This is a genomic window from Bosea beijingensis, assembly GCF_030758975.1.
GTDB classification, from domain to species: Bacteria; Pseudomonadota; Alphaproteobacteria; order Rhizobiales; family Beijerinckiaceae; genus Allobosea; species Allobosea beijingensis.
Window position 1 is genome coordinate 3,796,366 of the sequence record NZ_CP132359.1, and the last position, 14,220, is coordinate 3,810,585.

Annotated in this window: 12 protein-coding genes; 6 read left to right on the forward strand and 6 right to left on the reverse strand. The window is 63.5% G+C overall.

Going from position 1 to position 14,220, the window contains the following annotated elements; all coding sequences use genetic code 11:
* Positions 1-103 precede the first annotated feature (103 nt).
* The 3 genes from Q9235_RS18130 to Q9235_RS18140 all read left to right on the forward strand — a co-directional run bounded on the left by Q9235_RS18130 (position 104) and on the right by Q9235_RS18140 (position 3,415).
* Positions 104-304: a hypothetical protein gene (locus Q9235_RS18130; protein ID WP_306223191.1), complete on the forward strand. Its 201-nt coding sequence runs from the start codon at positions 104-106 to the stop codon at positions 302-304.
* 134 nt (positions 305-438) lie between these two features.
* Positions 439-2,799 carry a PAS domain S-box protein gene (locus Q9235_RS18135; protein WP_306223192.1) on the forward strand — a complete coding sequence of 787 codons (2,361 nt, stop codon included), beginning with the start codon at positions 439-441 and terminating at the stop codon, positions 2,797-2,799.
* A gap of 55 nt (positions 2,800-2,854) precedes the next feature.
* Complete coding sequence (locus Q9235_RS18140) at positions 2,855-3,415, forward strand: DNA-3-methyladenine glycosylase (protein ID WP_306228337.1); 561 nt, start codon at positions 2,855-2,857, stop codon at positions 3,413-3,415.
* Positions 3,416-3,417: 2 nt separating this feature from the next.
* Here the strand turns inward: Q9235_RS18140 and Q9235_RS18145 are convergent, their stop codons facing one another.
* The 5 genes from Q9235_RS18145 to Q9235_RS18165 form a co-directional block, all read right to left on the reverse strand.
* Entirely contained in the window at positions 3,418-3,771 is a 354-nt protein-coding gene (locus Q9235_RS18145) for a hypothetical protein (protein WP_306223193.1), read from the reverse strand.
* Between the two features lie 757 nt (positions 3,772-4,528).
* On the reverse strand, positions 4,529-4,828 hold the full coding sequence (locus tag Q9235_RS18150; RefSeq protein ID WP_306223194.1) for a hypothetical protein: 300 nt from the start codon (positions 4,826-4,828) through the stop codon (positions 4,529-4,531).
* Between the two features lie 148 nt (positions 4,829-4,976).
* A complete protein-coding gene (locus Q9235_RS18155) occupies positions 4,977-5,291 on the reverse strand; it encodes an acyl carrier protein (RefSeq protein ID WP_291653969.1) in 315 nt (104 codons plus the stop codon).
* A gap of 11 nt (positions 5,292-5,302) precedes the next feature.
* On the reverse strand, positions 5,303-5,515 hold the full coding sequence (locus tag Q9235_RS18160) for a hypothetical protein (protein WP_306223195.1): 213 nt from the start codon (positions 5,513-5,515) through the stop codon (positions 5,303-5,305).
* 91 nt (positions 5,516-5,606) lie between these two features.
* Positions 5,607-5,732, reverse strand: coding sequence for a hypothetical protein (locus Q9235_RS18165; protein ID WP_306223196.1), 126 nt, complete (start codon positions 5,730-5,732; stop codon positions 5,607-5,609).
* Between the two features lie 221 nt (positions 5,733-5,953).
* On the opposite strand from Q9235_RS18165, the gene Q9235_RS18170 reads away from it, so the two are divergent.
* Entirely contained in the window at positions 5,954-8,419 is a 2,466-nt protein-coding gene (locus tag Q9235_RS18170; protein WP_306223197.1) for a glycogen/starch/alpha-glucan phosphorylase, read from the forward strand.
* Between the two features lie 25 nt (positions 8,420-8,444).
* Positions 8,445-10,388, forward strand: a complete 1,944-nt coding sequence (gene glgX, locus Q9235_RS18175) for a glycogen debranching protein GlgX (protein WP_422678384.1) — start codon at positions 8,445-8,447, stop codon at positions 10,386-10,388.
* On the opposite strand, the gene glgX (Q9235_RS18180) is transcribed toward glgX (Q9235_RS18175), so the two are convergent.
* Positions 10,389-12,461, reverse strand: coding sequence for a glycogen debranching protein GlgX (glgX, locus tag Q9235_RS18180; RefSeq protein ID WP_061966345.1), 2,073 nt, complete (start codon positions 12,459-12,461; stop codon positions 10,389-10,391). It lies immediately after the preceding gene.
* Here glgX (Q9235_RS18180) and glgA point away from each other — a divergent pair.
* Positions 12,460-14,214, forward strand: coding sequence for a glycogen synthase GlgA (gene glgA / locus Q9235_RS18185; RefSeq protein ID WP_306223199.1), 1,755 nt, complete (start codon positions 12,460-12,462; stop codon positions 14,212-14,214). The genes glgX (Q9235_RS18180) and glgA overlap by 2 nt on opposite strands.
* Positions 14,215-14,220 lie beyond the last annotated feature (6 nt).

Consider the following 14,220-nt stretch of genomic DNA (forward strand, 5'->3'; position numbering starts at 1 on the left):
GGGCAAGCAACCGGTGCCCTTGAACAATCTGCAGGTGGTGGAACAGCGAGGCCGCTCGGGCGTCCTGACTCTGGAGCCCAGAGGGCGATGACGATCCATTTGAGTGGATACCACCAGCATGGCCAATGGCAATCGCGAAGCTCTCAACGACCAGATCGCTCTCCTGCGCCGGCAGGTTTCGGATTTGACCCAACTCGCGGCAGCCGCCTCCGGAGCCGCGCAGGAAGAAAACCTGCAGGAGCAGATCAACGCCAAGCAGGACCATCTCAACGAGCTCCTGAAGCTGCGTGGCGATGTGGGCTAGCGATACGATCGCGATCGAAGACGGTTCCACTCCCTGCTGGCCATGCTGGCGGGCAGGGGCCGATGAGCGACTGCTGATGCGAAACCCGCCGGGTTTAGGTAGGATGGCTCATCCGCAGCGGAGACATCGTCCGCATGGATAAGCCGATCGCACATCGCCAAGGTTTCCCCGACAGCTTCACGGCAAGCTTGGTCGCGCTCATGCCCGCGGCGGTCTATACTTGCGATGCTGCCGGTCGCCTCACCTTTTTCAACCGGAAAGCCGTCGAGATCTGGGGACGCGAGCCGCCGCTTGGGGACGATCAGGAACGATATTGCGGTTCGTTTCGCATGTGGACGCCGGACGGCCACCTGCTGAGGCATGAGGACTGCCCCATGGCGGATGCGCTGCGGGATGGCCGAGCGGGGCGCGATCCGGAGGTGGTGATCGAGCAGCCGGACGGCACGCGCCTGATCGCCAACGTGAATATTGACCCGATCTTTGACGATGCCGGCAACATAACGGGCGCAATCAACGTCTTCGTGGACGTTACGGATCGCAAGCGCAACGAGGCGCTGCTGGCGAGCCAGCGAGAGGCTCTCGAATGCGCCTTGAACGGAGAGCCTCTCACGGCATCATTAGGCATTTTGGGAGGTGCGGTAACAGCTCAGTACGGTTGCGGCACCCGCTTCGCGTTTTATCTCGCTAATGACGAGAGAACGTCGCTCCGGCACGTCGTCGGCATGTCGGAGGACTATGCCGCGGCCGTGGATGGCTTCCTGATCGGGCAGGATTCGCTCGCCAGCAGCCTTGCAACTGCCACAGGCGAAGCAGTTCTGACGACCGATGTCGAGGAGGAGGTGTGCTCGGAGCCATGGCGCGAGATGGCCCGTCGCTTCCAGTATCGCGGCTGCTGGAGCTTTCCGATCCATTCCCGCAAAGGGGAATTTGTCGGCACGTTCGCTCTTTACTGGCCGCAGCCGGCAAAAGCGGGCTCCTCGGATATCGAGGTTGCGAACCTCGTCACCAACACGGCCGGCATCATCATCGGCCGCGACCTCGAAGCGAGGTATCGCAGGGCTGCCGAAGCGTCGCTTCGCGAAAGCGAGGAGCGCTTCCAGCAGCTAGGCGCCTCTTCCTCGGATGCCATCTGGGTCAGAAATGCCCATAGCTGGGACTTTGAATATGTCAGCCCGGCAGTGCAGACGATCTTTGGCGTCACCCCGCAGGCGGTGCTAGCCGACGCCAGGCTGCTCAACGCCCTGATCATCCCTGAAGAACGTGATGAAGCTTCGAGGAATGTCGAGCGCGTCAGCGCTGGCGAGGTCGTCGTCCAGGAATACCGTATTCAGCGGGCGGGCGACCTCGCGTTTCGCTGGATCCGAAGCACCGGATTTCCGCTTTGCGGTGGCGACGGTGACATCCAGCGCATCGGGTCGATCGCGCAGGACATCACTGAAGCGAAACTCGCGGCCGGACACCAAGCCACTCTGCTCGCCGAGCTTCAGCACCGCGTGCGCAATGTCCTGGCCATCGTGCGTTCGGTCACTGTGCGAACCGGAGAACGAGCCTCAAGTGTGCAGGATTACGCCGATATCCTATCTGGCCGGCTCCTGGCTCTGGCGCGGGTCCAGGCCCTCCTCACACGCGGCGCCAATCTCAGCGTGAATATCAGAGATGTCGTTCATGACGAGGTCAGCGTGCAGGCACAGCACGAGGGGCAGTATTGGATCGAAGGGCCGGACATTTCCCTCTCTCCCAAAGCGGCGGAGATCTTGACGCTGGCGGTTCATGAGCTCGGCACCAACGCGATGAAGTACGGCGCCCTGTCCGTAGCCGACGGGAGGGTCAAGGTGGAATGGGCCACCTTCGTCAAGCGCGGCATCCCCTGGCTCCGCTTCGTATGGACGGAAAGCGGATCAGCCGCAGCGCCAATTGCCGCGGCAACAGTGCCGCGACGACGAGGATTTGGCCGCGAGCTGATCGAAGCTCGCGTACCCTACGAACTAGGCGGGCAGGGGAGCGTTGTCATCGAAGCAGGCAAAGCCCAGTGCCACCTGGAGTTCCCGCTGGCTGACGGTGCGAGCGTCTTCGAGACGGGAGCGCCGCAGAGATTGACCGTATTTGGAGGAGCACTCGACATGACGGGGGCACCGGATCTCCACGGCTACCACATTCTGATCGTGGAGGACGAGTACATCGCCACCGATACCGCGCGCGCACTTCAGGGGGCCGGCGCGACGGTTATCGGTCCTTGCGGAAACGAAGTGGCGGCTCAGGCGGAATTGGCCATGCAAACGCCGGATGCCGTGGTCCTTGATATCAATCTCGGTCATGGTGCGTCGTTCAAGCTCGCCGAGCATCTGCAGGAAAACGGCATTCCCTTCGTTTTTGTCACCGGCTACGACGCCGATATCATTCCTCCCGACTTCGCAGGCGTCGAGAGGCTGGTGAAACCGCTGCAACTTCGGCAAGTCGTGGAAGCGATTTCGCGCTTGCTGCAGGCAACGGTCTGACGCACCAAAACAACGATCGCCGTTGCAGGCTTCGCCCTCGGCGCAGAGAAACAAAATGCTTGGAGTTTCCACGGGACTGTCGACGCTGAACGCATTCGAACTCGCCCCTAGACTCATCGGCATGGAGCTTCTGGTCGAGGGCGTGGGTGGGACGATCGTTGAAACCGAAGCCTATCTCGCCAACGACCCCGCCTCGCATAGCTTCCGCGGGCCGACCAGAACCAACGCGGCAATGTTCGGCCCCGCTTGGCATGCTTACGTCTACCGGTCCTATGGCATTCACTGGTGTTTCAACGTCGTGGCGACCGGCAATGGCGCCGTGCTGATCCGGGCGCTGGAGCCGCGACATGGCATCGAGGTTATGCAGGCTCGCCGCGGCGCGATGATCCAGCTTTGCAATGGCCCGGGCCGGCTGACGCAGGCGCTCGGCTTGTCCGGCATTCATGACGGGAAGAGCCTCGACCTGCCTCCGTTCGCCCTCATCGAGCGTCCTTGCGAGCCCGGGATCATCTGTGGCCCCCGGATCGGGATCTCGAAGGCCGCCGATTATCCCTGGCGCTTTGGGCTTGGTGGCTCACGCTTCCTGAGCCGACCGTTCGCTCCAATGAAGGGCTAGGTTTATCGCTTCGGCCTTACCAGGCGTTTCAACCGCGCGATATTCGTCTTAACCCATTCTCTCCGTGGCGCCTTGAGGCGCCCGGCGGGGATTCGCTCGACGATATAGCGCCGTTCGATACTGATCTTTGCCGGCGCGATCATCCGGGACGCGTCCTCTATCGCCGCATCGAAAGCGCGGTGAGCATCTTCCAGATCGCGGAAATCGCCGATCAAGGTCGAAGCAGGGAGCTGCGCCGATTGACCGGCGATCAGGAGCATATTGGACCAACCACGTGCAAAGGCAGCTTCCACGAAGCGCGCGCGAGGCTCCCCGGGCGTCGTCTCGATGTCGAAGGTCGCAATAAAATGCTTCATATTGCAGGTCTGCCTGACCGGGATACGTCTAGCGCTTTTCGCTATGTTCAAGTGTCAAGGCATTCCGCGCGGCTCTCGCAGCTTTGCTCATCTCCCGCAATTGCTGCATCAGAACGGGACCTTCGATCTGGCTAGAGTTGTATCCCTCTTCCTGAAGTCTTCGCCGAAGTTCCCGGATTTTCTGGAAACCGCCTGTTCTCGCCAGCTCGAAAGCACGCTCGAGTACCGTTTTCATCATCATTCCTGCGCCTTGATACGCAAACTAGGCTATGCTCCAGCTCTTCCAGCGCATTAACGTATGTTACCGGCTTCGGAGCCGCTCGCTTGAGGTCATATGTGTCCGCAGCTGGAACCGATCTCATCGATGGAACGTTGAGCAGGCGGAATTCACAGTAGTGCTCGTCGCATCGGCGAGCAAAGGGCTGGAAGCCCACAAAACCCCGCCGGCAACCCGGCGGGGTTTTGATGTGCGCGTGCTCCTCGCCTAATCCCCGCACCGCGACAGTATCGTCCCGTCCGGCAAGGCGAAACGGCACCCATCTTCATAATGAACCGGGGTTCCGTCCTCCAACGTGTAGGACGTCAATGGAGAGCCCGGCCAGTCGCGCCAGACGATGACATGATACACCGTGCCATCCTCATCCCGGCACCGCTCTGTGTAGAGCGCACGCTTGACGGGGCTCGGGCGTCGCGCCGGACCAGGCTCCCTCCAGATTGCGACCATGGCGGCACCTCACGCAACGCATCGATTACGCCGTCAACCCGCCGCGCCGAAGCCGAGTTCCACTTCGTTCGAGTGCTCTTCTAACGCAGCGGTCGGCAAAACGCGTCCGGTCACAGCCAGGTATCGGTCGCTGGAATGCATGACCGCAACCACGAGGTAGCTACCGTCCTCGCATTCGAGATTCAGCAAACCAAGCAAGGCTGCCGGGTCGAGGTCGCCGGTGTTGCAGAGCAAATAGCCGCCGCGCGTGTCGCCGAAATCGTTGCTGAACTGAAAACTGATGGGAAGCCTGCGGCCATCGCGCAGGATCAAAGAGCCTTTTCCGCTATGCATGACAGGTCTCCGACTGGGCAGCGTCAATGCGCACCGCCAGCGGTCATTTCCAAGGATCGGCATGGAGACAACTGCCTGACCATTGACGCGCATTCACAGGCGGAGCGCACTAACATACGCTAGCCGAGCCCACACTCCGGCCACAGCGCTACGCTGGAGGTTTCCCGAGGCCGCTTTCCTGGGGCAATTCCGATGCTGACTTAGCCGCGATGCGCCCCACGATCAGATCGACGAGTTGCCGGACGCTGCGGCAGGCTTTCATCTCGTCATCTGGAACCATGTCGCAATCGAACTCCCGTTCGACCGCGTTCCCGATCAAGGTGAGGTCGTCCAGCGACAGCCCGAGATCGGCTTCCAGCGATGCGCCAGGATCGAGCCGCTCGGGATGAACGAGACCTTCGGTCGCAATGATCTCGACGAGGCGTTTGACGAGAACCGCTTCGTCCGCGCTGAGATCGCCCATCTCAGCCTCGGCTAGTGCAACGCGTCGGCATTGGATCGCTCCCACACCAGTATGGCTTTGACCAATGCGGCAAGCTCCATGGCTTCGGCGGTCCCTTCCGGGTAATCGGACAACAGGCGCGCCCGCTCCGCCGCCGCCGCGTATTGCTCACGATCTTCGATTGCGACCGGGCGCCCGCGCCGAGCGCTCCGCTTGCCTCCTGCGATAGTCGGCTCGATCGTCATGACGGGACCTCCTCTGTGCACCCCGGCGCAACCTGCTTCGAGGCCGCATGGTTCCCCGTCATCCTCGCGGCTAGCATCGACTTCGCAATATTCAGCCCACCAGCGGCTTCCCGCCATTCTGGACTGCGCGCTCGGCCTCAGGCGTGAGTTGAACTCCGGTGCCCTCGCGCCGGGCGAGCCGCTGGGCCGCCTCCATCGTCACGCCAATGTCACTCATGGGTCCCACCGGTCACGTCCGGAGCGACCTAATTCGTTCCCATCCGAAGTACGGGCAGCGTTTGAGCTATTCACAGGCTTCCGGATCCCGACAGGTGGGAACGCCGGACTATTCCGCATGTTCCCTGGTCCCCGTGCATTCCAGACGTGTCAGGCCAAGCCTTGATGTGGCCACCGCATTACGAGATCGTGCCCATGCGGATTCCAGCCTGGGACTTTCCTTTGTCAGCTCTTTCTCGCGAGACCTCTGTTCATTACGAGCCCGACGAGCAGGTCGAGCGCATCAAGGCGGAGGTGGTGCGCAAGCTCACCTACTCGCTCGGGAAAAGCCCGGCGGTCGCGCAGCCCCATGACTGGCTGACAGCAGCGATCCTCGCGGCTCGCGATCACGTCATCGATGTCTGGCAGAAATCGACCCGGGAGAGCTACGCCACTGGCAGGAAGCGCGTCTATTATCTCTCCCTGGAGTTTTTGATCGGACGCTCGCTCGCCGACGCGCTGAACAATCTCGGTCTGACCGGCTCCATGGCCCAGGCGCTTCGCGAGCTCGGCGTCGACCTTGCCGGGATCGAGAATCTCGAACCTGACGCCGCCCTGGGCAATGGCGGCCTGGGCCGCCTCGCCGCCTGCTACATGGAAGCTATGGCCGCGACCGGCGTGCCGGCGCTCGGCTACGGCATCCGCTACGATCACGGTCTGTTCAAGCAGCGCATCGATGGCGGACGGCAGATCGAGGTTCCCGAGGACTGGCTGTCCTTCCGCAATCCTTGGGAGTTCGAACGACGCGAGAGCGCCTACAAGATCGGCTTCGGCGGCACCGTGGCTGCGGGCGGAAAGCCCGGGCAGGTGTTCTGGGCGCCGGAGGAGACCATCTTCGCCGTCGCTTATGATACGCCTGTCGTCGGGTGGCAGGGGCGCGACGCCAACACCTTGCGGCTCTGGCGCGCAAGGGCGATGCATCCCCTGTCGCTGGATGCCTTCAATCAAGGCGATCTGGTCGGGGCTGTCGCCGAGCGCAACCGCGCCGAAGCGATCTCGAAGGTGCTCTATCCCAACGACTCGACCCCGGTCGGGCAGGAATTGCGCCTGCGACAGGAGTTCTTCTTCACCTCCGCCTCGCTTCAGGATCTGGTCCGACGCCACCATCGTCAGTTCGGAACGCTAAACAACCTCGCAGAAAAGGCCGCAATCCAACTCAACGACACCCATCCCTCGCTTGCGGTCGCAGAGCTCATGCGGTTGCTGATCGATGAGCATGAGGTCGAATGGGAGCGAGCCTGGGAGATCACGACGGCGACGATCTCCTACACCAACCACACGCTGCTGCCGGAAGCGCTGGAGACCTGGCCGGTCGCCCTGATGGAGCGGCTCCTGCCGCGCCATATGCAGATCATCTTCGGCATCAATGCCCGCTTCCTTGACGGCGTCCGCCGCGACGCGCCCGATGCCGACCTCTCCGCGCTTTCACTGATCGACGAATATCACGGGCGACGGGTCCGGATGGCGCATCTCGCCTTTGTCGGCTCGCACAAGGTCAATGGCGTCTCCGCGCTCCATTCCAACCTGATGAAGGAAACGGTGTTCGCACCACTGCATCATGTCTTCCCGGACCGGATCACGAATGTCACCAACGGCATCACGCCGCGCCGCTGGCTTCTCAACGCGAATCCGGGTCTGACGAACCTCCTCAAGGAAACTTGCGGGGAGAGGGTCACGGATGATGTCGGGTTGATCCGCCAGTTCGGCACACACGCCGACGACACGATAGTCCATGACCGGCTGGCAGCGATCCGGCGCGAGAACAAGCTCAGGCTCGCGACAATCATCCGTCAGGACTGCGGCGTCATCGTCGATCCAGCCGCTCTCTTCGACGTGCAGATCAAGCGCATCCACGAATACAAGCGCCAATTGCTCAACATCCTCGAGACGATCGCGCTCTACGACGCCATTCGATCCGAGCCCTATCGCGACTGGGCTCCGCGCGTGAAGATATTCGCCGGTAAGGCCGCGTCGAACTACGTGACCGCAAAATCGATCATCAACCTCATCAATGATGTCGCCGCCGTGGTGAACAACGACATCACGACGCGAGACCGGCTCAAAGTGGTGTTCCTGCCGAACTATAATGTCAGCCTCGCCGAGACGATCATCCCGTCCGCCGATCTGTCCGAACAGATATCGACGGCCGGCATGGAGGCGTCCGGCACCGGCAATATGAAATTCGCGCTAAACGGAGCCATCACCATCGGCACGCTCGACGGCGCCAATATCGAGATCGGCGAGCGTGTCGGGGCCGACAATATCGCAATCTTCGGCTTGACGGCGGAAGAGGTCGAGGCGGCGCGACGCGATCCCCGCCCGAGCGCCGACATCATCCATGCCTCGGCTCATCTCGAAGGCGTGCTCGATGCGGTCGCCGGCGGCGCCTACTCCCCCCGCGATCGCGACCGCTATGCCGGGCTCGTGGAAGGCCTCCTCGCCAACGACTGGTTCATGGTGCTCAACGATTTCGAGAGCTACCGCCTCACCCAGCGGCGGATCGACAGCCTGTGGGCGGATCAGGCGCGGTGGTGGCACATGTCCGTGAACAATACGGCCCATTGCGCCTGGTTCAGCGCCGACCGCGCCATCCGCGAATATGCGCAGCGTATCTGGAATCTGCCCGCCGCGGCACCGGGAGAAGGCTGAGGCGTTGGCTCCGATGCAGCGGATCATTCCCTGCGCGCGCCCGCTAAGCATCGGTGCGTCCCTTGTGGACGACGGAGTCTGCTTCGCAGTCTTCTCGCGCCACGGCACCCGCGTCTTCGTCTGCCTTTTCGACGAGGCCGGCGAGACGGAGCTGGCATCGCTGCCGCTGCCTTGCCGTGATGGCGACATCCATTATGGCTTGCTGGAGGGTGCCGGCGCGGGGATGCGCTACGGCCTGCGCGTCGAGGGGCCATGGCAGCCCGAGCGGGGCCATCGGTTCGACCCGACGAAGCTGCTCGTCGACCCCTATGCGACGCTGATCGATCGCCCCTTCCTCTGGAATCCGGCGCTCGCCCGCCATGGCGCGGAAACAGCGGCGCTCGTGCCGCGCTGCATCGTGCAGCCCCTCCCCGTCCCCGGCGAGGTCCGGGCTTCCGAAGCGACGCCGCCGACCTTCCTCTACGAGCTCGGCGTCCGATCCTTCAGCATGCGCCACCCGGCCGTCCCGCCGCCCTTGCGGGGAACACTTGTCGCCCTGCGTGAACCATCCGTCATCGCGCATCTGCAGAGGCTCGGCGTCAGCCATGTCGAGCTGATGCCGGTCGCAGCCTGGATGGACGAGCGCCACTTGCCGCCGCTCGGGCTCGCCAATGCTTGGGGCTACAATCCCGTTAACTTCTTCGCGCTCGACCCGCGGCTCGCGCCTGGCGGGCCGGTCGATCTTGCAGCACTCTGCGCAGCCTATGCCGAGGCAGGCATCGGCGTGATCCTCGACATCGTGCTGAACCACACAGCCGAAAGCGATGAATTCGGCGGCACGGTCAGCCTGCGCGGCCTAGACAATGCCGTCTATTACCGCCATGCCGCCGACGATCCCGCCCGCCTCGTCAACGATACCGGCTGCGGCCATACGCTGGCGCTCAATCGCGCTCCGGTGCTGCGTCTGGCGATGGACGCAATGCGGCACTGGCTGCGCCTCGGCATCGCCGGCTTCCGCTTCGATCTCGGCACGGTGATGGGACGCACAGAGACCGGATTTACGCCCGATGCACCGCTTTTCGGCGCCATCCTGCAGGATCCGGAACTCGCGCACGCCATCCTGATCGCCGAGCCCTGGGATATCGGCCCTGGCGGCTATCGCCTCGGCGATTTCCCCGCTCCTTTCGCCGAATGGAACGGGCGCTATCGCGACGACATTCGCCGTTACTGGCGCGGCGATGCCGGGATGGCCGGCGCGCTGGCGACGCGGTTGGCCGGCTCGTCGGACCTCTTCGCCAACAAACATCGCGGCCCGCAAGCCAGCATCAATTTCATCGCCGCCCATGACGGCTTCACGCTGCGCGACCTCGTCTCTTACGAGCGCAAGCACAACGAGGCCAATGGCGAGGAGAACCGCGATGGCCACAATGACAGCCATAGCTGGAACGGCGGCATCGAAGGCCCAACGCGCGACGCATCGATCGAAGCCGCGCGCGGTCGCGACGTCCGCGCGCTGCTCGCGACACTCTTCCTGTCGCGCGGTATTCCGATGTTGACGGCGGGCGACGAGTTCGGGCGGACCCAGCACGGCAACAACAATGCCTACGCACAGGACAATCCGACCTCCTGGCTGGACTGGGAGCGGGCCGACGATGAACTGACCGCCCTGGTCGCGGCGCTCGCCGCACTGCGTCGTCGGCACCCGCTTCTAGCCGCCGATACCTTTCTGACCGGCACGGGAGAGCCGCCGGATGCGCGCTGGCTGAAAGCCGACGCGACAGCGATCGCCGATCAGGACTGGGCCGGTCTCGATGCCTTCTGCTTGCTGCTGCACGGCGCCACAGAGAGCCTGCTGATCGCGCTCAACCGTAGTATGCATGCGGCCGCGATGACGCTTCCCGCCGGCCGATGGGAGCAGATATTCACCTCCGACGGCCGAATGGAGGGCATGCTGCCCGCCCGCAGCGTCACACTGTGGCGGAAAGTCTGATCACATCAGCATGATCAAGGACCGCGGCGAAAGTGAGATTTCCTGGTCCGCCTTCAGTCCCTTGCGGCCCTCGTCCGAATTCGGGCCGGTCTCCGTATCCAGCACGACCGACCACGAACCGGACTTCACCCGCGGCGGTATCTTGAACACGACCTCGCCGTCAAAGGCGTTGAACAGGATCAGGGCCTCGTCGCCGCCGGCCTCGACATCCGGCATATGCATCAGCAGGCCAATCGCGAGCACGCCGGGATCGTCCCAGTGCTCTTCCTGTTGATCGCCTCCAGCCGGGTTGACCCAGCGCAGCAGGCAGCCGTCGCGGAAGGACGCCCGCCTAAAGATCGGGTGCTCGTTGCGCAAGGCGATGACGCGCTGGACGAAGCCGGCGAGCGCCTCGTCGCGCCGCGTGATCTCGTCCCAGCGCATCCAGGCAGTCTCGTTGTCCTGGGCGTAGACATTGTTGTTGCCGCGGTTGGAATGACCGTGCTCGTCGCCGGCAAGCAGCATCGGCGTGCCATGGGACAAGAGCAGCGTCGCCAGCAGATTGCGCTTCTGCCGCTGACGCACCGCAAGGATGCCTTCGTCCTCAGTCGATCCCTCGGCGCCGTGGTTGAAGGACAGGTTATGGCCGTGGCCGTCCTTGTTATCCTCGCCGTTCGCCTCGTTGTGCTTGTCGTTGTAGGAGACGAGGTCCGCTAGGGTGAAGCCGTCATGAGCGGTGATGAAGTTCACGCTGGCCCAGGGCCGGCGGCCGCGCTGGTCATAGACATCGCCCGATCCGGTGATGCGGGCAGCGAGGTCGCGGATGATGCCCACTTCGCCCTTCCAATAGGCACGGATCGTGTCGCGGTACTTGTCGTTCCACTCGGCCCAGCCTGGCGGGAAGCCGCCGACCTGATAGCCGCCTGGCCCGATATCCCAGGGCTCGCCAACAAGCTTGACCTTGCGCAGGACGGGGTCTTGCCCAATCGCGTCGAAGAAGCCGCCGCGTGGATCGAAGCCGTGCGGCTCACGGCCAAGAATGGTGCCGAGGTCAAAGCGGAAGCCATCGACCTCCATCACCTCGACCCAGTAGCGCAGCGAGTCCATCACCATCTGGAGCACGCGCGGATGGGACGTATTGACCGTATTCCCGGTACCGGTGTCGTTGACATAGTAGCGCGGCTCGCCCGGCATCGTCCGGTAATAGGAGAAGTTGTCGATCCCCTTGAACGACAGCGTCGGGCCGAGCTCGTTCCCCTCGGCCGTGTGGTTGTAGACGACGTCCAGGACGACCTCGAGCCCCGCATCGTGGAAGCGGCGGACCATGTCGCGGAACGAGGAAAGGCCGGCCCGCCCGAGATAGCGCTGCATCGGCGCGAAAAAGCCGATCGTGTTGTAGCCCCAGTAGTTGGACAGGCCCTTGGCGACGAGGTGATGGTCGTCGAGATAGGCATGCACGGGCAGGAGCTCGACGGTGCTGACTCCAAGGCTCTTGATGTAGTCGATCACGGCCGGCTCGGCGAGGCCGTCGAAGGTGCCGCGGCGGGCTTCGGGCACAGCTGGGTGCAGTTGCGTGAAGCCGCGCACATGCGTCTCGTAGAAGATGGTCCGGTCCCAGCCGAGACCGGGCGCGCCGGGACGCTGCGGATCGGCTTGCCAGTCCACAACAACGCATTTCGGCATGTAGGACGCGCTGTCGAGTTCGCTGAAGCTGAGATCGCGGTCTTCCCCGGCACCAATCTCGTAGCCGTAATGCGCATCGTTCCAGTCGACCGCTCCTGAAAACTCCCGCGCATACGGATCCAGCAGAAGCTTGTTCGGGTTGAAGCGATGCCCCTCCTCCGGGGCGAACCGGCCATGGACGCGATAGCCGTAGCGCTGCCCTGGCCCCACGCCCGGCAGGTAGCCGTGGAAGATCTCGTCCGTGTATTCCGGCAAAGTGATGCGCGCAGTCTCGTTCTCTCCACTCTCGTCGAACAGGCACAACTCGACGCGCTCGGCATGAGCCGAGAACAGGGCGAAGTTGGTTCCCTCGCCATCGAACACAGCGCCGAGTTCGGAAGCCCGGCCGGCCTTGATCTCAAAACCCGCCATGTCTTGCTCCCGCCATGTCACAGCACCTTCGTGTCCAGCGTGCAGAAAGGACTATCGTCGCTGCGAGGCTGCCTCGCTTCCGTCGCGATGGCAGCAACGTGCTGCAGCAACAGCAGTTCCGGACCGCTGGCCCCGATCTTGCCTGAAATATTTCGCTGCGAGGCAGGAACTCGGGGATCGGCGGACCTGTTGTGCTTCGCGGGATGCCAAGGGCGTGACGATGACAAATGTTTTGAAGCTGGCTGAAATCGCAGGCGCCCCCGCTACGTCAGGCCACGCTTTGCATTATGCCCCCGCCGTCAAGGACGACATCGCCGACCAGCCATCACCGATCGCCGCGACCACAAAACTGCTGTTCGTGACGTCCGAGATGGGCGACTTCATCAAGGCCGGCGGCCTTGGCGAGGTCTCGACGGCGCTGCCCCGCCAACTTCGCAAGTTCTGCGAGGTGCGCGTCCTGCTGCCCGGCTTTCGCCAGGTCCGCAAGGCCAAACCCGCCATGGACGTCGTCCGGCAGATGCCACGCGTCGCCGGCCTGCCGCCATGGTCGCTCGGCCGTTTCACCACGAGCGACGGCCTGATCGTCTACACCGTGCTTTGCGACGAGCTCTATGATCGCGACGGCTCGCCCTATGGGCCCTTCGGCGGAGGCGATTTCGGTGACAACGATGTCCGCTTCGGGCGGCTCTCGCTCGCCGCCGCAGAGATCGCCGCCGGCGAGGCCGACCCGAACTGGAAGCCGGACGTCGTCCATGTCAACGACTGGCCGTCTGCTCTCGCGCCCGGCTACATGCGCTGGAAGGGGCTGGAGACGCCCTCGATCCTGACGATCCACAATCTCGCTTATCAGGGCCTGTATCATCCGCAGCGCATGCGGCTGCTGGGCATTCCCGATCAAGCTTTCGACATCAACGGCTCAGAATTTCACGGCAAAATCTCGTTCCTGAAGAGCGGCATCTTCTATGGCTCGCATGTCACCACCGTTAGCGAGACCTATGCCAACGAGATCACCACGGCCGAGCACGGCTGCGGCCTCGATGGTCTCCTCAAGACGCGAATGGGGGAAGGCAGGTTGACCGGCATCGTCAACGGCATCGACGACAGCTGGAATGCGCTGATCGAAGGCGGCCGCTCCGGAGACCAGATCATCCGGCAGTGGAAGCGGCGGAACGCCGCAGACATTCGCCGGACATTCGACCTGCCGGAGTCGCGGGGCCCGCTCTTCTCGATCGTCTCCCGTCTGGTCCATCAGAAGGGCATAGATCTATCGTTGGAGGCTGCCGAGACGATCGTGGCGCAGGGCGGCCAGCTCGTTGTGACGGGACGCGGCGAGCCGCGCATCGAGGAAGCCGTCGAGAAGCTGGCGCGCCGATATCCCCGCGCCGTCGCTGCGCGGATCGGCTTCGACGACGGCGAAGCCCGCCGTCTGTTCGCCGCCAGCGATTTCCTGCTGATGCCCTCGCGCTTCGAGCCATGCGGTCTCAGTCAGATGTATGCGCAGCGCTCCGGCGCGCTGCCGATCGCCTATCGGACGGGCGGCCTGGTCGATACGATCGAAGACGGATTGTCGGGCTTCCTGTTCTCCAATCTGACGGGCGCCGGCTTGACTGGGGCCGTCGCCCGCGCGCTCGAAGCCTTCCGCTCCAAGCGCGCGTTCCGGCAGATGCGGGACCATGCCATGGCGAAGCGCTTCGACTGGCGCCGGCCCAGCTTCCGCTATGCAGATGTCTATGCCCGCGCGCTCGCCGCCTGATCATGG

Excerpts from the sequence above, each read along its gene's own strand:
- Q9235_RS18145 (WP_306223193.1), bottom strand. The coding sequence starts at position 3,771 with ATGAAGCATTTTATTGCGACCTTCGACATCGAGACGACGCCCGGGGAG.
- Q9235_RS18165 (WP_306223196.1), bottom strand. The coding sequence starts at position 5,732 with ATGAGTGACATTGGCGTGACGATGGAGGCGGCCCAGCGGCTCGCCCGG.
- Q9235_RS18140 (WP_306228337.1), top strand. The coding sequence starts at position 2,855 with ATGCTTGGAGTTTCCACGGGACTGTCGACGCTGAACGCATTCGAACTC.
- glgA (WP_306223199.1), top strand. The coding sequence starts at position 12,460 with ATGTCTTGCTCCCGCCATGTCACAGCACCTTCGTGTCCAGCGTGCAGA.
- glgX (WP_061966345.1), bottom strand. The coding sequence starts at position 12,461 with ATGGCGGGTTTTGAGATCAAGGCCGGCCGGGCTTCCGAACTCGGCGCT.
- Q9235_RS18135 (WP_306223192.1), top strand. The coding sequence starts at position 439 with ATGGATAAGCCGATCGCACATCGCCAAGGTTTCCCCGACAGCTTCACG.
- Q9235_RS18160 (WP_306223195.1), bottom strand. The coding sequence starts at position 5,515 with ATGACGATCGAGCCGACTATCGCAGGAGGCAAGCGGAGCGCTCGGCGC.
- Q9235_RS18150 (WP_306223194.1), bottom strand. The coding sequence starts at position 4,828 with ATGCATAGCGGAAAAGGCTCTTTGATCCTGCGCGATGGCCGCAGGCTT.
- Q9235_RS18155 (WP_291653969.1), bottom strand. The coding sequence starts at position 5,291 with ATGGGCGATCTCAGCGCGGACGAAGCGGTTCTCGTCAAACGCCTCGTC.